The 18,436-nt window shown below is 73.9% G+C and carries 18 protein-coding genes; 15 read left to right on the top strand and 3 right to left on the bottom strand.

From position 1 onward, the window contains the following. Window positions 1-58: 58 nt before the first annotated feature. From AB6L24_RS12005 to mtnB, 3 genes are read left to right on the top strand one after another with little or no spacing between them, the layout of a single operon-like run. Entirely contained in the window at window positions 59-652 is a 594-nt protein-coding gene (locus AB6L24_RS12005; RefSeq protein ID WP_405654959.1) for a 1,2-dihydroxy-3-keto-5-methylthiopentene dioxygenase, read from the top strand. Beyond that, window positions 649-1,386, top strand: a complete 738-nt coding sequence (mtnC, locus tag AB6L24_RS12000; protein ID WP_405654957.1) for an acireductone synthase — start codon at window positions 649-651, stop codon at window positions 1,384-1,386. Before AB6L24_RS12005 ends, mtnC begins: the two co-directional genes overlap by 4 nt. Next, window positions 1,383-2,018, top strand: a complete 636-nt coding sequence (gene mtnB, locus AB6L24_RS11995; protein ID WP_405654955.1) for a methylthioribulose 1-phosphate dehydratase — start codon at window positions 1,383-1,385, stop codon at window positions 2,016-2,018. The genes mtnC and mtnB overlap by 4 nt, the downstream gene beginning before the upstream one ends. A 233-nt stretch (window positions 2,019-2,251) precedes the next feature. Here mtnB and mtnA read toward each other — a convergent pair whose 3' ends face one another. Then, window positions 2,252-3,301 carry an S-methyl-5-thioribose-1-phosphate isomerase gene (gene mtnA / locus AB6L24_RS11990; protein ID WP_405654952.1) on the bottom strand — a complete coding sequence of 350 codons (1,050 nt, stop codon included), beginning with the start codon at window positions 3,299-3,301 and terminating at the stop codon, window positions 2,252-2,254. A 477-nt stretch (window positions 3,302-3,778) separates the two neighbouring features. On the opposite strand from mtnA, the gene AB6L24_RS11985 reads away from it, so the two are divergent. The 11 genes from AB6L24_RS11985 (at window position 3,779) to AB6L24_RS11935 (ending at window position 16,294) form a co-directional block, all read left to right on the top strand. Continuing rightward, complete coding sequence (locus AB6L24_RS11985) at window positions 3,779-4,894, top strand: BMP family ABC transporter substrate-binding protein (RefSeq protein WP_405654950.1); 1,116 nt, start codon at window positions 3,779-3,781, stop codon at window positions 4,892-4,894. Continuing rightward, entirely contained in the window at window positions 4,878-6,476 is a 1,599-nt protein-coding gene (locus tag AB6L24_RS11980) for an ABC transporter ATP-binding protein (protein WP_405654948.1), read from the top strand. The genes AB6L24_RS11985 and AB6L24_RS11980 overlap by 17 nt, the downstream gene beginning before the upstream one ends. Continuing rightward, window positions 6,466-7,560, top strand: a complete 1,095-nt coding sequence (locus tag AB6L24_RS11975; protein WP_405654946.1) for an ABC transporter permease — start codon at window positions 6,466-6,468, stop codon at window positions 7,558-7,560. Before AB6L24_RS11980 ends, AB6L24_RS11975 begins: the two co-directional genes overlap by 11 nt. After that, a complete protein-coding gene (locus AB6L24_RS11970) occupies window positions 7,557-8,513 on the top strand; it encodes an ABC transporter permease (protein WP_405654944.1) in 957 nt (318 codons plus the stop codon). Before AB6L24_RS11975 ends, AB6L24_RS11970 begins: the two co-directional genes overlap by 4 nt. Continuing rightward, entirely contained in the window at window positions 8,513-9,307 is a 795-nt protein-coding gene (locus AB6L24_RS11965) for a nucleoside phosphorylase (RefSeq protein WP_405654942.1), read from the top strand. Before AB6L24_RS11970 ends, AB6L24_RS11965 begins: the two co-directional genes overlap by 1 nt. Before the next feature lie 85 nt (window positions 9,308-9,392). Continuing rightward, the gene (locus AB6L24_RS11960) at window positions 9,393-10,751 is read left to right on the top strand and encodes an amidohydrolase (RefSeq protein WP_405654940.1); all 1,359 of its coding nucleotides are present in this window, start codon (window positions 9,393-9,395) and stop codon (window positions 10,749-10,751) included. Continuing rightward, window positions 10,748-11,368, top strand: coding sequence for a sulfite oxidase-like oxidoreductase (locus tag AB6L24_RS11955; protein ID WP_405654938.1), 621 nt, complete (start codon window positions 10,748-10,750; stop codon window positions 11,366-11,368). The genes AB6L24_RS11960 and AB6L24_RS11955 overlap by 4 nt, the downstream gene beginning before the upstream one ends. After that, on the top strand, window positions 11,361-12,113 hold the full coding sequence (locus AB6L24_RS11950) for a ferredoxin reductase (protein WP_405654936.1): 753 nt from the start codon (window positions 11,361-11,363) through the stop codon (window positions 12,111-12,113). The genes AB6L24_RS11955 and AB6L24_RS11950 overlap by 8 nt, the downstream gene beginning before the upstream one ends. A gap of 121 nt (window positions 12,114-12,234) precedes the next feature. Next, window positions 12,235-12,906, top strand: a complete 672-nt coding sequence (locus AB6L24_RS11945) for a FadR/GntR family transcriptional regulator (RefSeq protein WP_405654933.1) — start codon at window positions 12,235-12,237, stop codon at window positions 12,904-12,906. Between the two features lie 129 nt (window positions 12,907-13,035). Next, window positions 13,036-14,268, top strand: coding sequence for a PAC2 family protein (locus AB6L24_RS11940; protein WP_405654931.1), 1,233 nt, complete (start codon window positions 13,036-13,038; stop codon window positions 14,266-14,268). A gap of 271 nt (window positions 14,269-14,539) precedes the next feature. After that, window positions 14,540-16,294: a S8 family peptidase gene (locus AB6L24_RS11935; RefSeq protein ID WP_405654929.1), complete on the top strand. Its 1,755-nt coding sequence runs from the start codon at window positions 14,540-14,542 to the stop codon at window positions 16,292-16,294. 36 nt (window positions 16,295-16,330) lie between these two features. Here the strand turns inward: AB6L24_RS11935 and AB6L24_RS11930 are convergent, their stop codons facing one another. Beyond that, entirely contained in the window at window positions 16,331-16,711 is a 381-nt protein-coding gene (locus AB6L24_RS11930; protein ID WP_405654927.1) for a hypothetical protein, read from the bottom strand. On the opposite strand from AB6L24_RS11930, the gene AB6L24_RS11925 reads away from it, so the two are divergent. Then, on the top strand, window positions 16,688-17,050 hold the full coding sequence (locus AB6L24_RS11925) for a hypothetical protein (protein ID WP_405654925.1): 363 nt from the start codon (window positions 16,688-16,690) through the stop codon (window positions 17,048-17,050). The genes AB6L24_RS11930 and AB6L24_RS11925 overlap by 24 nt on opposite strands. 90 nt (window positions 17,051-17,140) lie before the next feature. Here the strand turns inward: AB6L24_RS11925 and mshC are convergent, their stop codons facing one another. Beyond that, the gene (mshC, locus tag AB6L24_RS11920; RefSeq protein WP_087883398.1) at window positions 17,141-18,370 is read right to left on the bottom strand and encodes a cysteine--1-D-myo-inosityl 2-amino-2-deoxy-alpha-D-glucopyranoside ligase; all 1,230 of its coding nucleotides are present in this window, start codon (window positions 18,368-18,370) and stop codon (window positions 17,141-17,143) included. Window positions 18,371-18,436 lie beyond the last annotated feature (66 nt).

Genomic DNA, 18,436 nt, shown 5'->3' with positions numbered 1-18,436 from the left:
GATCCGCACAGGCGTCCGGCCCCGCCCCCGTACCACTCACTGCCTTCTGGAGTGACCCATGACTCTCCTCACCACCTGGCCGGAGTCCGGCCCCGCGACCGTAGTGCGCCGCACCGCCGACCCCGCCGAGATCGCCGCCGCGCTCGCCCCCGTCGGCGTGCGCTACGAACAGTGGCCGGTCCGCGCGGACGTGCCCGCCGACGCGGACAGCGACACCGTGTTCGCCGCGTACCGCGCGGAGATCGACCGGCTCAACGCCGAAGAGGGCTTCCGGACCGTCGACGTGGTCGCCCTGCACCCGAGTGACGACCCGGGGTGGCCCGACAAGGCCAAGGCGGCCCGGCAGAAGTTCCTCGCCGAGCACACCCACGACGACGATGACGAGGTGCGCTTCTTCGTCGCGGGCGCCGGGATCTTCTATCTGCACGTGGCGGGCGAAGTGCACGCCGTCTACTGCGAGAAGGGCGATCTGCTCGGGGTGCCGCGCGGCACGACGCACTGGTTCGACATGGGTACGTCGCCGTCGTTCACCGCCATCCGCTTCTTCCACGAGGAGGACGGCTGGATCGGCAACTTCACCGGCAGCCCCATCGCGGAGCGCTTCCCGGACTTCGACACCATCCACGCCGGATACGCGGAGACCGCCGCGTGAGCGTGCGCTTCCCGTCCGGCTCGGTCGACGCCGTGGTGCTCGACATCGAGGGCACCACGAGCGCCACCGGCTTCGTCGTGGACGTCATGTACCCCTACGCCCGCGAGCGGTTCGGCGAGCTCCTGACCCGGCGGGCCGACGAGCCCGTCGTGGCGCGGGCCGTGGCGCAGGTCCGCGCGGAGATCGGCGAACCGGACGCGGACGCGGCGCGCGTCGAGAAGGTCCTGGGCGAGTGGGTCGACGCGGACCGCAAGGCGACCCCGTTGAAGGCCCTCCAAGGCGTCCTCTGGGCCGAGGGGTTCGCCCTCGGGGACCTCGTCTCGCACTTCTACGAAGACGTCGTTCCGGTCCTTCGGCGGTGGCACGCCGCCGGGCTGCGCCTGTACGTGTACTCCTCCGGGTCGGTGGCCGCGCAGCGCGCGTGGTTCACGCACTCCGCCGAGGGTGACCTCACCCGGCTCGTCAGCGGTCTGTACGACACCGAGAACGCCGGGCCGAAGCAGGAGGCACGCTCCTACCGCGCCATCACCGCCGCCGTCGGCGTGCCCGCGGGGCGCACCCTCTTCCTCTCCGACCGGCTCGGGGAGCTGGACGCCGCGCGGGACGCCGGGTGGCTGACCGTGGGGGTACGGCGGGTCGGGGAGCCGTACTTCGCCGCCGGGGTCGGCGGGCATCCGGAGGCGGCCGCCTTCGGGGAGATCGAGTTGCTCTCTGAGCGGAGGACGGGCGTATGAGCGGGACCACCGGCCGCGGGGCCGACGTCGGCCTGGACCTTGACCTCGACCTCGAGGAGGCCGGGGCCGTGCTCGCCGCCGAGGCGGCGCGGTTCGCCTCCTTCGGCTGGATGCGCGGGACCTCCGGGAACCTCTCCGTCGTCGTCTCCCGCGATCCCGTGCGGCTCGCCGTCACCGCCAGCGGGCGCGACAAGGGGGAACTGACCCCCTCCGACGTGGTGTTGACCGACGACCAGGGCGCCGCGATCGGCGCCGGGCGGCCGTCCGCCGAGGCCGCGCTCCACGCGCGGGTCGTGCGACTCACCGGGGCGGGAGCCGTGGCGCACGTCCACACCGTCGCCTCCGTCGCGCTCGGGCGGCGGCGGCCGGAGGGGATCGCGTTCCGGGACCTGGAGATGCTCAAGGGGCTCGGGCATCCCACCCATGAGGTGGCCGTCACCCTGCCGGTGATCGGCAACAGTCAGGACATGGGGGTGCTCGGGGATCGGCTGGAGGCCGCGTTGTCGCCGGGGATGCCTGCGGTGGTGGTGGCCGGGCACGGGTTGTACGTCTGGGGGGCGGATCCTCGCGAGGCGCGGCATCGGGTCGAGGTGGTGGAGTGGTTGCTGGAGTTGGAGCTGGCGGGGGGTTGAGCCCTCGCGGGGCGCCCCAGTCCCGCCCCTTCTCCGAAACCGGGGCTGCGCCCCTGGACCCCCTCGTCGACGCTTCGCGCCTCGTCCTCAATCGCCGGACGGGCTAGATAGTTGCCGGGGCGGGCTGGGAATGTGCCGGTAATTTTCAGCCCCTCCGGCGTTTGAGGAGCGGGGTCTGGGGCGGAGCCCCAGGTTCGGTGAAGGGGCGGGACTGGGGCGCACCCGCGAGGCCCCTACCCCACCACCGGCATCTCGCCCGCCGAAACCTCCCGGACCCCCCGCTCCGTCACCAGCGCCGACACCAGCTCCCCCGGCGTCACGTCGAACGCCGGATTGTGGCCGCGCGACGCGGCGGGCGCGGTGCGGACCCCGGCCCAGGAGAGGACCTCGTCCTCGCCCCGCAGCTCGATGCGGATGCCGTCGCCGGAGGCGGTGGCGAGGTCGACGGTGGTGGTGGGGGCGGCGACGACGAAGGGGATGCGGGCGTAGGCGCAGGCGAGGGCGATGCCGACGGTGCCCACCTTGTTGGCGGTGTCGCCGTTGGCGGCGATGCGGTCGGCCCCGACGACGGCCGCGTCGACCTCGCCGCGCAGGATGGTCCCGGCGGCGGCGGAGTCGGCCTGGACGAAGTGCGGGATGCCTTCCTGGGCGAGTTCCCAGGCGGTGAGCCGGGCGCCTTGGAGGAGGGGCCGGGTCTCGTCGGCGTACACGGTCTCCAGGCGCCCGCGCCGGTGGAGTTCACGGATGACGCCGAGCGCGGTGCCCCAGCCCGCGGTGGCGAGGGCGCCGGTGTTGCAGTGGGTGAGGACGCGCAGGGGCCGGTCGACGCCGACGCGGGCGAGAAGCCAGTCGGCGCCGTACGCACCCATGGCGTGGTTGGCCTTGAGGTCCTCGTCGACGACGGCGTGCGCCTCGGCGAGCACCGCGTCGAGGCCTTCGTCGACGCGCGGCGCGACCCGGTCGACGCTCGCCATGAGGTTCACGGCGGTGGGCCGCGCCGCCCGGATCCGGGCGACCTCGGCGTCGAGCCGGGCCCGGTTCCAGCCCTCGCGCTCGCCCTGGACGAGGGCGAGCGCCACGCCGTACGCACCGGCCGCGCCGATCGCGGGCGCGCCCCGGACCACCAACCGCACGATGGCGTCGACGAGTTCGTCGACGGTGCGCACCTCGACGCGCGCCAAGGCGTGCGGCAGGGCGGTCTGGTCGATCAGAGACAGGGCGGGACCGTCCGCCGAAGCCGTCCAGAGGACGGCGCGCAGGTCCTGGCTGCTGCTGTTGCTCATGCTGCTCAACTCCGGGGAATCCCCGAGGAGATCGGGGGGATCAGAGGGGGCGAGGGGTGCCGCCACCGTACCTGACCTGCTCGAACCACATTTCGAGACGTTCGTGCGGCCGTCCGAATTCCGGTGTTACTCTCTCGCCCACCCCGGTCGGACCCACGGTGTGAGGAGGACAGCCATGACCGCCAAGAGCGACGTGCGCTGCCCCGCCGTGTCCCTCGTTCACCTCGGTCACCTCGGTCACCTCGACCTCAGCGGCCACCTCATGTGTCGCTGTCGCCGCTGTATGCCCGGTACGGGCTGTATGCGCTGAGCGACGCCGTTCCGTCGCTCGCCGGCCGCTCCCGTACCGCACCGGCTCTCCCTGCTCCTCGGCCCTCTTGGCCTCCTCGGCTCTCCCGGCCTTCCCGGCACCCCGCCGCGTCAACTCCCTGCCTGCCGTTGCCTGATCCCCAGGCACCTTCCAGAAGGCGCTCCCTGATGACTGTTCTGTCCGGTCCGGCTGTTCGGCTGTCCCCGCCGTCCCCGGCCTCCCCGCCGCCGTCGCCGTCGCCGTCACGGAGGGGCCGCGCCCTTCGCCTCGCGAGCGCCGTCGTCGGCGCCGCACTCCTCGCCACCGGCTGCAACGCCGCCGCCAAGGACGAGGGCGCGGACGGCAAGGAAGGCGGCGGCAAGGAGTTCACGCTCGTCACGCCCGACCCCGTGGCCCAGAACGAGTTCCTGAAGCTCGCCGTCAGCGGCGTCAAGGCGGCGGCGAAGAAGCAGGGCGGCAGCCAGAAGGTGTTCCAGAGCAGCGACACCAACTCGCGGCAGCAGAACGTGCAGTCGGCGGTGGACTCCGCGCCGGACGTCGTCGTGCTGGTCGGCTTCGAGTTCGCCGACCTCGTGGCGCAGCAGGCCGAGGCGCACCCGAAGCAGCAGTTCCTGCTGGTCGACGCGTGCACCAAGAAGGCGTACAAGAACGTGACCTGCGCGGTGTTCCGGGAGCACGAGGCGGTGTTCCTCGCGGGCGCCGAGGCCGGGCTGCTGAGCGAGAGCCGCGAGGTCGGTGCCGTGGACGTGCTCGACACGCCCCAGTTCCGGCGCTACAGCGAGCCGTTCGCGGCGGGCGCGAAGAAGGTCCGCGCGGGCACCTCGGCGCGGACGCTGTTCGTGGGCGGGCAGTCGCCGTTCAACGACGCGGCGCGCGCCAAGGACCAGGCGGCGACGCTCGCGTCGGGCGGCGCCGACCAGGTGATGGCGGCCGCCGCGGGCGGCAACACCGGGGTCTTCCAGGCGGCGAAGGCCAAGGGCTTCCAGGCGTACGGCGTGGACGCCAACCAGTGCCTGACGGCTCCGGGCGTCGTCGTCGACAACGTCCTGAAGAAGACCGACGTCGCCGTCGAGAAGGGCGTCGCGCAGATCCTCGCGGGCAAGGGCGGCTCGACCGTCTCGTACGGCCTGAAGGAGGGCGGGATGTCGCTGACCGGCCTGGAGCCGGGGCTCGGCGGCTCCAAGTGCCTCATCGCCGACCACGGCGACGTCCTGAAGCGGGTGAAGGAGCTGCGGGACGACATCGTCGCCGGGAAGCTGAAGGTCGATGACCCGGCCGCCTGAGCCCGTCCCGGCGACGGAGGCGCCGCCCGCCGTAGAACTGCGCGGCATCACCAAGGCGTTCCCCGGCACCCTCGCCAACGACCGCGTCGACCTCACCGTCGCGCGCGGCGAGATCCACGCCCTGATGGGTGAGAACGGCGCGGGCAAGTCCACGCTGATGTCCGTCCTGTACGGGCTGCTGCGGCCGGACGCCGGGCGGATCCTGCTGGACGGGCGCGAGGTGGCCTTCGCCGACCCGAGCCAGGCGATCGCCGCGGGGCTCGGCATGGTGCACCAGAGCTTCCGGCTCTTCCCGTCGTTCACCGTCGCCGAGAACGTGGTGTTCGCCGCCGAGCCGCGCCGCTTCGGGCTCGTGGACCGGGCGGCGGCCGTGCGGGAGGTGGGCGCGCTCGCCGAGCGGCACGGGCTCGCCGTCGATCCGGCGGCGCGCGTCGGTGACCTGCCGGTGGGGGTGCGCCAGCGCGTGGAGATCCTCAAGCTGCTGCACCGGGGCGCCCGCACGCTCATCCTCGACGAGCCCACCGCCGTGCTGACGCCCGCCGAGGCCGACGCGCTGTTCGCGGTCCTGCGGTCGCTGGCCGCCGAAGGCCGCACCGTTCTCCTGGTCACGCACAAGCTGCGCGAGGTCATGGAGGGCAGCGACACCGTGACGGTGCTGCGGGACGGGCGGGTGGCCGCGCAACTTCGTACGGCCGACACCAGCGCGGACGCCCTCGCCGAGGCGATGACGGGGCGCGCGGTCGTGCTCGACCGGGTGCACCCGGCCGGTGCGCCGGGCGGTGCGGTCCTCGCGGTGAGCGGGCTGCGGACCGACGCCGTGCGGGACGTGTCGCTGACCGTGCGCGCCGGGGAGATCGTCGGCATCGCCGGGGTCGCGGGCAACGGCCAGAGCGAACTCGTCGAGGCGCTCGCCGGGTTGCGGCCCGTCACCGGCGGCCGGGTGACCCTGGCCGGGCTCGACGTCACGCACGCCTCGGCCGCGCGGCGGCGGGCGGCCGGGCTCGCGTACGTCCCCGAGGACCGGGCCGCCGTGGGCACCGCGCCCGCCGCCTCCGTCGCCGAGAACCTCGCCATGGGGCACCACCGGGGGCACCGGCTGCTGCGTCCTTCCTGGCTGCGGGCGCACGCGCGCGAGCTGGTCGAGCGGTTCTCGATCAAGGTCGCGTCCGCGCGGCACCCGGCGGGCTCCCTGTCCGGCGGGAACCTCCAGAAGCTGGTCATCGGCCGGGAACTCGCCCACGAGGCACCCCTGTTGATCGCCGAGCAGCCCACGCGCGGCGTCGACATCGGCGCGATCCAGACCATCCACCAGGAGCTGATCGCCCACCGGGACGCGGGCCACGCCGTCCTGCTCGTCTCGGCCGAGCTGAGCGAGATCCGGGGGCTCTCGGACCGGGTGCTCGTGATGTACGAGGGGCGCGTGGCGGCCGAGTTCACGCGCGCGGAGGCGGACGAGCGGGTCCTTGGCCTTGCGATGGCGGGCGGGGAGTGGGGGCAGGACCTGCCCGCACCCCCACCCGACGGCGCAGTCGCGCTCACCGCCCCAGCGGCCCCCGAGAAAGGCCTGCCCCATGGCAGTTGACCCATCCCCCGCTCCCACCGTCGTGCGCCGCCTCCTCGGCTCCCCCGCCCTGCACTCCGTCCTCGCCGCCGTCGCCGTCGGCGCGCTGTTCCTGCTCGGGACGGGCGCCGAGCCCGTCGGCGCGTACGGATCCGTCGTCACCGGCGCGCTCGGCCCGGACGGGATCGGACCGACCCTGACCACGGGCACCTCCGTCCTCGGCCTCGCCGTCGCGCTCGCCGTGCCGCTGCGGGCGGGCCTGCTGAACCTCGGCGGGGACGGCCAGCTCGTGCTCGGCGGGATCGCGGCCGCGGCGACCGGCCTGTACGTACCGCTGCCCGCGCCCCTCGCGGTGGCCGCCGCGCTGCTCGCGGGCACGGTCGCCGGGGCCGCGTACGCCGCGCTCGCCGCGGTGTGCCAGAACCGGTTCGGGGTGCCGCTGCTCGTCAGCAGCCTGCTCCTCGGCTATCCGGCGCTGTCCTTCGCCTCGTACCTGGCACGCTTCCCCCTGAAGGAGGACGGGTCGAGCCTGCCGCAGACGCGGCGGCTGCCCGACGGCGTCGCGCTGCCCGCCTTCGGGGACTCGACGGTCACCGTCGGCCTGCTGCTCGTCCTGCTCGCCGCCGGTCTGTTCGTGTTCGCGGACGCCCGCACCGGCGGCGGCTACGAGATCCGGATGACCGGTCTCAACCCGCGCTTCGCCGCGTACGCGGGCGTGGACCGGCCGCGTCTGACGCTGCGCCTGATGGCGCTGTCCGGCGGCCTGGCGGGCCTGGTGGGCGCGATCGGCGTGCTCAGCTTCCCCTACCGCTTCATCGACGGGGCGCTGACCGGCGCGGGCCACACGTGGACGGCGCTCACGGCGGCGCTGCTCGCGTCCGCCGCGCCCCTCGGGACGGCGCTCGCCGCGCTGTTCTTCGCGGCGCTCGACGTCGGCGGGCTCGCGATGGAGCGGGCCACGGAAGTGCCGCGCGAGCTGACGCAGGTGCTCCAGGCCGTCGTGATCGTGTTCCTCGCGGCGCGGCTGCGCTTCACCTGGCGGCGCGCGCGCAGGTCCGGGGGCGCGGCGGAATCCCACGACAAGACCGAGGTGCCGTCCCGATGAGCGTCGACTCCGCCCTCTTCCACTCCGCGCTGCTCGCGCTCACCCCGATCCTGCTCGCCGCGCTCGGCGGCGCGATCTGCGAGCGCGCGGGCGTGTTCAACATCGGGCTCGAAGGCATGATGCTGATCGGCTGCTTCGCGGCCGTCGCCGGGAGCTGGTACACCGGCAGCGCCTGGCTCGGCGTGGCCCTCGCCGCGCTCGCCGCGGCCGCGTACGCGCTGATCCTCGCCGTCGGCGCCATCACCCTGCGCGGCGACGCGGTCGTCCTCGGCGTCGCCCTGAACCTGCTGGCCGTCGGCCTGACCGGCTACCTGCTCCGGACCGTCTTCGGCGTCCAGGGCACGTTCTCCGACCCGGACCTGCGGGGCCTCGGCGAGATCGACGTGCCGCTGCTCGGACCCGTCGTCTCGGGCCACTCGCTGCTCGTGTACGCGGCGTGGGGCGCCGTCGCCGTCAGCGCGCTGTTCCTCGCCAGGCACCCGTGGGGGCTGCGGCTCCGCGGTGTCGGGGAGGCGCCGGACGCGGCGGCGACGCTCGGGGTGAGCCCGGCGAAGTACCGTTACGCGGCGGTGCTCGCGTCGGGTGTGCTCTGCGGGCTCGCGGGGGCCCAACTGGCGCTCGGCAACGTGACGTTGTTCTCGGAGAACATGACGGCGGGGCGCGGCTGGATCGCCGTGGTGGCGGTCATGCTGGGCCGGGCGGCGCCGCTCGGCGTGCTGCTCGCGGCGCTGCTCTTCGGCGTCGCGGAGGCCGTGGGCTTCCGGTTGCAGGGGGCGGGGCTCCCGCAGCAGGCCACGGACGCCGCGCCGTACGTCGTGACCCTCGCCGCCCTGTTCCTGTCCACCGCACGCCGACGCCGCCGCGCCGCACCCGCGCGCCCGCCCGCACCACCGCAGCAGCCGAAGTCACCGAGATCACCGAAGCCGTCCGACCCCCTGGTAGGAGCACCCTGATGACGACATCCGCCGACACCCTGCCCATCTCCGGAGTGCCGCGTTCCGGCCTGCCCCCGTACGCCGTCGTCGTCGGCGACCCCGCGCGCGCCGCGACCGTGGCCGAGCTGCTCGACGACGCCAAGGAGGTGTCGTACCACCGCGAGTACCGCACCTTCACCGGCAGCCGGCAGGGCCTGCCCGTCGTCGTGGCCTCGCACGGGGTGGGCGCGCCCGGTGCCCTGCTCCTGTTCCAGGAGCTGGCCGAGGCGGGTGTGACGCACTTCATCCGCCTGGGGACGGCGGGCGCGATCCGGCCGGGCATCGGGGACGGGGACCTGGTCGTCGCGGACGCGGCGGTGCGCGACGACGGCGTGACGCGGCAGCTGATACCGGCCGAGTACCCGGCGTTCGCCGCGCCGGAGGCGGTGCTCGCGCTCCAGCGGGCGGCCCGCGCGGCTCAGGCCCCCCACCACCGGGGCGTGGTGTGGACCCGGGCCGCCTTCCAGCCGGGCTTCCTGCCGCTGCCCGCCGAGGAGTACGAGCGGGCCGGGATCGCCGCGATCGAGATGGAGCTGTCGGCGCTGTACGTGTTCGCGTCGACGCGCGGCCTGACGGCGGGCGGCGCGCTCGTGGTTGACGGCGCCAACGCCGACGAGCTGGTCGACGAGGAGGCCACCGGCGGCTACGACCCGCACCGCTCGGTGGTCGCCGACGGTGTCACCCGCGCCGCCCGGATAACCTTGGACGCACTGCGCCTGCTGGCCGCCGAGGACGCCGGGCTGCCCGCGCAGACATCGCCCACAACGCGGTAGGCCACGCCCGGGCCGGCACGGCCCCGCCCGCGCCACGACCTCCCGGTCCCCCGACACAGCAGCCCCTTCGCACGGAACGGAACTCATGATTCCCATCGATCTCCTCGTCCACGGCGGCGACGTCCTCACCGTCGACGCCTCCGGCACGGTCGTGCCCGACGGCGCGGTCGCCGTGCGCGACGGCGAGATCGTCGAGGTCGGCCCGGCCGCGCGGCTGCGCTCCGCGTACACGGCGGCCGAGGAGATCGACGCGCGCGGCTGTCTGGTGCTGCCCGGGCTCATCAACACCCATACGCACCTGGCGATGACGCTGCTGCGCGGCACCGCCGACGACGTGACCCTCCAGGGCTTCCTGGAGCGCGTCATCCCGCGCGAGGCGGCGCTGCTCTCTCCGCGGACGGTCGCGGCGGGCATCGGGGCGGCCGTCGCGGAGTCGGTACGGGGCGGGGTGACGGCCGCGCTCGACATGTACTGGTTCCACGAGGCGGCCGAGGAGGTGGCGCGCGCGGCCGGGTGGCGGCTGCTCAGCGGGCCGACGTTCATGGACGTGCCGGAGCCGCCGGACGGCCGCCCGTACGCGGAGCGGCTCGGCTGGGCCGAGGCCCACCTGGCCGCCCGCACCCCGGCGCCGGGCACCCGGCCCGTGGTGTTCGCGCACTCCGCGTACACGCTGGTGCCCGACCAGCTCGTCGAGATAGCCGAGCTGGCCCGTGCCCACGGCGCGCTCCTGCACCTGCACGCCGCCGAGAACGCCACCGAGGTCGCGACGGTCACCGCGCAGCACGGCATGCGGCCCGTGGAGCTGCTCGACTCGCTCGGCGTGCTCGGCCCCGACACGCTCCTCGCGCACGCCGTCGACCTCACCGACGCCGAGATCGCGGCCCTCGCCCGCACCGGCACGGCCGTCGCGCACTGCCCGGTGTCCAACCTGAAGCTGGGCTGCGGCATCGCGCGGGTGCCCGACCTGACGGCGGCGGGCGTGACCGTGGGCCTGGGCACGGACGGCGCGGTGAGCTCCAACACCCTCGACGTCCTCGGCGCGGTGCGGGCCGCCGCGCTCGTGCACAAGGCGGGCGGCGACCCGACGGCGGTGGGCGCGGAGCAGGCCGTGCGGATGGCGACCGTGGAGTCCGCGCGGGCACTCGGCCTCGACGGGGAGCTGGGGTCCCTGGAGCCCGGCAAGCGCGCCGACCTGATCGTCGTCGACCTGGACCGCCCGCACCTCGCGCCCCGGCACGACCCGTACTCGACCCTCGCGTACGCCGCCGGACCCGCCGACGTGCGCGACACCGTCGTCGACGGCCGCGTCCTGATGCGCGACCGGACCCTCCTGACCGTCGACGAGCGCCGGGCCGTCGACGCCCTGCGCGAGGCCGCCGCCTCCGTCCCGCTGCCCCACCCCCGCGCGACCGCGGAACACCTCACCTCCGAGGTGCCCACATGACCGCCGCAGGGCCGACCCGCGGCTTCACCGGCCGCGCCCGCGCCGCCGACCGTGACCCGCGCCTGCCCCCGGGGCAGTACGACGCCCGCGACGGCTGGCCCGTCCTGTCCGCCGAGGTGACCCCGCGCCTGGCGGCGGCCGACTGGACGTTCCGCGTCGACGGCCTGGTCGCGCGGCCGCGCACCTGGACCTGGGACGAGGCGCACGCGCTGCCCGCGTCCGAGTACCGGGGCGACATCCACTGCGTGACGAGCTGGTCCAAGTTCGGCGTGCGCTTCGGCGGCGTGAGCCTGGACGCGTTCCTCGCCGACGCGGGGCCCGCCGCGGCGGCCACGCACGTCGTCGCGTACTCCCACACCGGCTACACCGCCAACCTGCCGCTCGCCGACGTGACCGGCGGGCGGGCGTGGATCGCCTGGGAGTACGACGGGGCGCCGCTGGCGCCGGAGCACGGCGGGCCCGCCCGCCTGATCGTCCCGCACCTGTACTTCTGGAAGAGCGCCAAGTGGATCGCGGGCCTCACCCTCCTCGACCACGACGAGCCCGGCTTCTGGGAGCAGAACGGCTATCACCACCGGGGCGACCCGTGGCGCGAGCAGAGGTACGCCGGTGACTGAGCCCAGGAACGCCCCGTTCGTCCCGCCGACGGCGTTCGCCGTCCCCGGCCGCATCGCCGTGAGCAACCGCTCGGCCGCCGTCTGGCAGCAGGCGCTGATCACGGACATCCGCCGGGAGACGCCCGCCGCGTCGACGTTCCGGCTGAAGGTGCCCGACTGGCAGGGCCATCTGCCGGGCCAGCACCTGATGCTGCGGCTCACCGCGCCGGACGGCTATGTGGCCCAGCGCCACTACTCGCTGGCGTCCGCGCCCGACGGCAGCGGCGAGATCGAGCTGACCCTGGACCACGCGCCGGGCGGCGAGGTGTCCGGGCATCTGCACACCGTGGCCCGGGTGGGCGACAGCGTGGAGGTGCGCGGCCCGCTGTCCGGCTTCTTCGCCTGGCCCGGCGACCGGCCCGCGCTGCTGCTCGGCGCGGGCTCCGGCGTCGTACCGCTGATGTCGATGATCCGCCACCACCGGCGCGCCGGCCTGGCCGTGCCGCTGCGTCTGATCGTCTCCGCGCGCACCCGCGATGACCTGATCTACGCGGACGAGTACGGCGACGAGACCACGGCCGTCCTCACCCGCTCCGAAGGCCGCCTGAACGCCGGGCACTTGGCGCCGCACCTCGGCGCCGGGCAGCCCGAGGGCGGCTGGGAGGCGTACGTCTGCGGGTCCAACGGCTTCGCCGAGCACGCCTCGCGGCTCCTGGTGGACGGCGGCCAGCCGGTGGACCGGATCAGGATCGAACGCTTCGGCTGAACCCCCTGCTCAGTGGCGGCCGCAGGGGACATAATGAGCCGATACATCGGATGTCTATTCGTGTCCGTACGCACCTGTCTCCATCTGTCCCCACCGGTCCGCACACTGAGGCGAGGTCCCCATGGCTGTCACGGACGAGGCCATCGAAAAGATCAAGGGCATGATCGTCTCCGGCGCGCTGCGCCCCGGCGACCGGCTGCCCAAGGAGAGCGAACTGGCCGCGGAGCTCGGGCTCTCCCGCAACTCGCTGCGCGAGGCGGTGCGGGCGCTCTCCCTGATCCGCATCCTGGACGTGCGCCAGGGCGACGGGACCTACGTCACCAGCCTGGACCCGCAGCTGCTCCTGGAGGCGCTGAGCTTCGTCGTGGACTTCCACCGCGACGACACCGTCCTGGAGTTCCTCGCGGTGCGCCGGATCCTGGAGCCCGCCGCCACGGCCATGGCGGCCGCCCGCATCAGCGAGGCCGAACTGGACACGCTCACCGCCCAGTTGGACGCGCTCGGGGCCGCGCCGAGCGTGGAGGAGCTGGTGGCCTGCGACCTGGAGTTCCACCGCGGCATCGTGCAGTCGTCCGGGAACTCGGTGCTGTGCTCCCTCCTCGACGGCCTTTCCGGACCGACCACACGGGCCCGCGTCTGGCGCGGCCTGACCCAGGAGGACGCGGTCAGCCGCACCCTGCACGAGCACCGGGCGATCCTCGCGGCGCTGCGCGACCGGGACGCGGAGGCGGCCCGGTCCTGGGCGACGGTGCACGTCGCCAGCGTGGAGCAGTGGCTCCGCTCCACCCTGTGAGTCATGCGTGAGGGGCGACTGACCTGGGCAGTGATCCGGCACTCGGCGCCGTCGGGGGGCTGCGGAGGGCCCCGCGGGACGCCGTAAGGTTGGGGCGTACTTAGAGGAGAACGTCGGAAGGAGGCCTGGGTGATCGAGCTCGAGGGGGTACCCGAGCTGATCGACCCGGTCATGGTGGCCGCGTTCGAGGGCTGGAACGACGCCGGCGACGCCGCCTCCACCGCGGTCGCGCATCTCGACAAGGAGTGGAAGGGCGAGGTGTTCGCGGCGCTGGACGCCGAGGACTACTACGACTTCCAGGTCAACCGGCCCACGGTGTGGCTGGACGGCGGCGTGCGCAAGATCACGTGGCCGACCACGCGGCTCTCGGTGGTCCGCGTCGGCGGCGACAAGCCGCGCGACCTCGTCCTGGTGCGGGGCATCGAGCCGTCCATGCGCTGGCGTTCGTTCTGCAACGAACTGCTCGGCTTCGCCCACGAGCTGGGCGTGGAGCTGGTCGTGATCATGGGTGCGCTGCTCGGCGACACCCCGCACACCCGCCCGGTCCCGGTCAGCGGCGTCACGTCCGACCCGGACCTGGCGCGCACCATGGACCTGGAGGAGACCAAGTACGAGGGCCCGACGGGCATCGTCGGCATCCTCCAGGAGGCGTGCACGCACGCGGGCGTCCCGGCGGTCAGCCTGTGGGCGGCCGTGCCGCACTACGTCTCGCAGCCGCCGAACCCGAAGGCGACGCTCGCGCTCCTCAACCGCCTGGAGGACCTGATCGACCTCAGGATCCCCCTCGGCGAGCTGACGGAGGACGCGCGCGCCTGGCAGCTGGGCGTGGACCAGCTCGCCGCCGAGGACAGCGAGGTCGCCGAGTACGTCCAGTCCCTGGAGGAGGCGCGGGACACCGCGGAGCTGCCCGAGGCGTCCGGCGAGGCCATCGCGCGGGAGTTCGAGCGGTATCTGCGGCGGCGCGACGGCGGCGGGCCGGGTCCCGTCGCCGGGACCGGGCAGGTCGGCGGGCACGCCACGGACGGCGGGGACGGGGCGGCGTACCTGCGGGACACGCCGAGCGAGCGCACGCGCCCGCCGAAGCCGCAGCCGCGTCCGGGGCCGGAGGCTGCGTCCACGGGGTCCACGGGGTCCACGGGGTCCACGGGGTCCGCGGGGTCCACGGCCGGTGACACGCCCACGGCGGACGCCAAGGACGACGACCCGGCCGAGTCAAGCCAGGAATCGGGCACCGCCGAAACCGCGAAGTCCCCGGATTCCGGCGGCGGTACGGCCGACGGCGAGGAGAACGACGGCCGTGGCGACAGGCCGGACGGCGCGAAGGAAGACGATTCCCCGTCAGAGGATTCCTCCGAGGACTGAGACGGCCGACAGCGCGTTCCAGGGGCGGCACCCGCGCGGGTGCCGCCCCTTCTCGTTGCCCACGGCCCAGGACGCCACAGCCGTCACGCACGCATATGGCCGGTATCGGGCGTGACACGAGTTTGTTGATGAAATGCACACGGTTCCCCACTCAACTTCCGTTCAAACGCTGTTGGGTGAAAGAGGTCTGGACGGCCGGGCCCGGCGGTAGCAGGGTGTGCAGCGACCGGAAGGCAGGCGGGGCGCGGTAACCGAAGGGAGCGGTGAAGCGATGACCGACCAGGTGCAGCGGGGCAGCGACCCCGGGGGCAGTGGCCCCGGACCCGATGGAGCGGGGTTCACGTATCGGGCCGCCGAACAGGAACTGATCGTCGTCGCCCGGCCCGAGGCCCGGCTGCGCGCCCAGGAGCAGGGGGTCCGCTCGGCTTCGGGCTCCGACGTGTCGGCCCTGAACATGTTCCTCAGTGATGAACAGCTCACCCTGGAGCCGCTGTTCGGCAGCGAGGACCGGCTCCGGGCGGCGGCGCCCGACACCCAGGGCGAGGTGCCCGACCTGGCGCTGTTCTACCGGGTCCGCGGGGGCGGGGACCGCGCCCAGGAGCTGCGCGCGCGGATGGCGGCGCTGCCCGGCGTCGACACGGCGTACGTGAAGCCGGGCGCCGTACCGGCCGCGCTCGGGCCCGTCGGGCAGCAGGGCGGCGCGGGCGAGCCGGACGAGGCGCGGCGCCGCAAGGAAGGGATGCCGGCGACGGCGGACTTCAGCGGCCGCCAGGGCTATCTGCGGCCGGCGCCCGAGGGCGTCGACGCGTACTGGGCCTGGCAGCGCCTGGGCGGCGGCGGTGACGGGGTGACCGTCATCGACATCGAAGGCGCCTGGCAGCTGAGCCACGAGGACCTGGCGGCGAAGCTCGCGGGCGTGGTGATCGGCACCCCCATCCAGGACCTGGCGTGGCGCAACCACGGCACCGCCGTGATCGGTGTCATCGGCGCCGACCGCAACGCCATCGGCGTCACCGGCATCGTGCCGGACGCCGTGACCGCGGTCGCGTCCTTCACCCCGGCGGGCACGGCGGCGACGATCCACGCCGCGGCGGACCGGCTCTCGCCGGGCGACGTCATCCTCATCGAACTGCACCGCCCGGGGCCGAAGTTCGAGTTCGAGGCGCGCGACGACCAGAAGGGCTACATCGCCATCGAGTGGTGGCCCGACGACTTCGCCGCGGTCCGGTACGCGACGGCCAAGGGCATCGTCGTCGTCGGCGCGGCGGGCAACGGCGCGGAGTCCCTGGACGACGCGGTCTACGAGCGGCGTCCCGACGAGTTCCCGTCCTGGTGGCGCAACCCCTTCAACCCGTCCAACCCGTCCTCCGACGCCGTCCTGGTGGGCGCGGGCGCGCCCCCGCCCGGCACGCACGGCCGCGACCACGGCCCGGACCGCTCGCGCCTGGCGTTCTCCAACTACGGCGCGCGCCTCGACGCGCAGGGCTGGGGCCGCGAGACCACGACCACCGGCGGCTTCTGGAACCAGCCGGGCGACCTGCAGGGCGGCGTGGACGAGATCGCCTGGTACACGGACACGTTCTCCGGCACCTCATCGGCGTCCCCGATCGTCGTCGGCGCCGTCGCCGCGCTCCAGGGCGTCCTCAAGGCGGCGGGCCAGCAGCCGATGACCTCCTCCCGCGCCCGTGCCGTGCTGCGGGCCACGGGATCGCCGCAGCAGGACGGCCCCGGCCGCCCGGCGTCCCAGCGGATCGGCAACCGCCCCGACATCAGGGCGGCGGTCACCAAGCTGCTTCCGGCGGCGGTGGGGTCCGGCCTCGCCGAGCGCTACTGGGACGAGCTGATCCCGTATCCGCCCGAACTCCCGCCTCGCCTCAGGCTCTTCGTGGCCGGGCAGTGGCGCAACCTGAACAACCCCTCCCCCGAGACCCGCCAGGCGGTGCACTCCGCCTTCGCCGGGGGATCACCGGACGTGCGTGTCTGGTTCTCGGACGACGAGGTCGTCGGCCTGGTCGTCACCGGCTGAACCGCGGCACGCGACGAGAAGCACCATCGCACCACATCAACGGACCGACCATTGACGGAAGGTGGCACCCGCATGAGCACCACCCCGCAAATGAGTCAACTGGGCCAGCAGCAGGGCCAGCAGTACAGCCCGCAGCAGAGTTACGGCCCCGAACAGTTCGGCCAGCAGCAGCCGTTCGGCCAGCAGGGCCAGGGCTACGGCCAGCAGTTCGGCCAGCAGCAGTCCGGCCAGCAGGGCCCGAGCACCGCGCCGCCGCAGCCCGGCCAGATCGGCCAGCAGGGCCAGGGCCAGGGCCAGCAGGGTCAGCCCGGCCAGATCGGTCAGATAGGCCAGATCGGCCAGCAGCGCCAGTACGGCCAGCAGATGCCCGGCCAGCAACAGATCCCCCAGCAGATGCAGCAGCAGATCCCGCAGCACCTGCGCCAGCAGATGCAGCAGCTCGGCCAGCAGCAGCCGTTCCAGCAACTGCTGCAGCAGCTCGGCCAGGAGCGGGTCCCGCAGGCGCAGGCGCCCGCGATCTCGACGCAGGCCCTCGCGGGTGCCGTCGCCCAGAGCTTCTGGGACGTCGTCCAGCCGCTCCCGGGTCAGGCGTCCCTGCTGTACCTGCACGTGGACAACGAGTGGCGCGTCTACGTGAACCCCGACGACCGCACCCGCGACCAGGTCCAGGAAGCCTTCGCGTACGGGCAGCCGGTGATCGGCTACTACGACACGAACAACCCCGGGCTGCTGCTCGCGATCGTGATCACCAGGTGACCCGCACGTGGTGACCGGCACCAGGTGATCCGCACCCGGTGACCGCGGCGCCGGACGGAGGCTTCCCGTTCGGCGCCGCTTCCGTGCGTCCTACAGGGCGACGCCCAGCAGCGCGTCCACCGCGCGGGACACGACGCCGGGGGCGCCCTCGTCCGTGCCGCCCTCGGCGTCCTGGCGGGCGGCCCAGCGGTCGACGGCGGCGAGCGCCCTGGGGGCGTCCAGGTCGTCGGCCAGGGCCTCGCGCAGTTCCTCGACCAGGGCGTCGGCGGACGGTCCGTCGGGGCGGGACACCGCGGCGCGCCAGCGGGCGAGCCGTTCGACGGCGTCCTGGAGGACCTGGTCGGTCCACTCCCAGTCGGCGCGGTAGTGGTGGGCGAGCAGGGCGAGGCGGATCGCGGCGGGGTCGACGCCGTCGCGCCGCAGCTTCGAGACGAACACCAGGTTGCCCTTGGACTTGGACATCTTGGCGCCGTCGAGGGCGACCATGCCCGCGTGCACGTACGCCTTGGCGAAGGGGTGCTCGCCGGTCAGCGCCTGGGCGTGCGAGGCGCCCATCTCGTGGTGCGGGAAGGTCAGGTCGGAGCCGCCGCCCTGGATGTCGAAGCCCATGCCGAGGTGGTCCAGGGCGATGGCGACGCACTCGATGTGCCAGCCGGGGCGGCCGGGGCCGAGGGAGCCGCCGTCCCAGCTCGGCTCGCCCTCGCGGGCGGCCATCCAGAGCATCGGGTCGAGCGGGTTCTTCTTGCCCGCGCGGTCCGGGTCGCCGCCGCGCTCGGCGGAGAGCAGGCGCATGGCGGCGGCGTCGAGGCCCGACACCTCGCCGAAGTGCGGGTCGGACTCGACGGAGAAGTAGATGTCGCCCTCGAGGTCGTAGGCGGCGCCCAGGTCCCGCAGCCGCTCGACGAGCGGCACGATGCCCGGTATCGACTCGACGGCGCCGATGTAGTGCCGCGGCGGCAGCAGCCGCAGCGCGGTCATGTCCTCGCGGAACAGCGCGGTCTCGCCCTGCGCCAGCTCGACCCAGTCCTTGCCGTCGCGCTTGGCGCGCTCGAGGAGCGGGTCGTCCACGTCGGTCACGTTCTGCACGTAGTGGACCTGCCGCTTGGTGTCGAGCCACACGCGCTGCACGAGGTCGAACGCGTTGTAGGTCGCCGCGTGACCCATGTGGGTCGCGTCGTACGGAGTGATGCCGCAGACGTAGATACGGGCGACGGGACCGGGGTCGAGGGTGACGAGGCCACCGGTCGCGGTGTCGTGGATCCGGAGATCACGGCCCTTGCCGGGCAGGGCGGGAACCTCAGAAGCGGGCCAGGCATACATGTCTTGAGCCTAACCGGACGCCCCTTCCGCATACGACCCAGGGCAACGAGATCTTCGACAGGTTTC

Source organism: Streptomyces sp. RK9, from assembly GCF_045070545.1.
Classification (GTDB): Bacteria; Actinomycetota; Actinomycetes; order Streptomycetales; family Streptomycetaceae; genus Streptomyces; species Streptomyces alboflavus.
The sequence above is the reverse complement of the archived record's forward strand: the minus strand, read 5'-3'. Positions and strand labels throughout refer to the sequence as shown.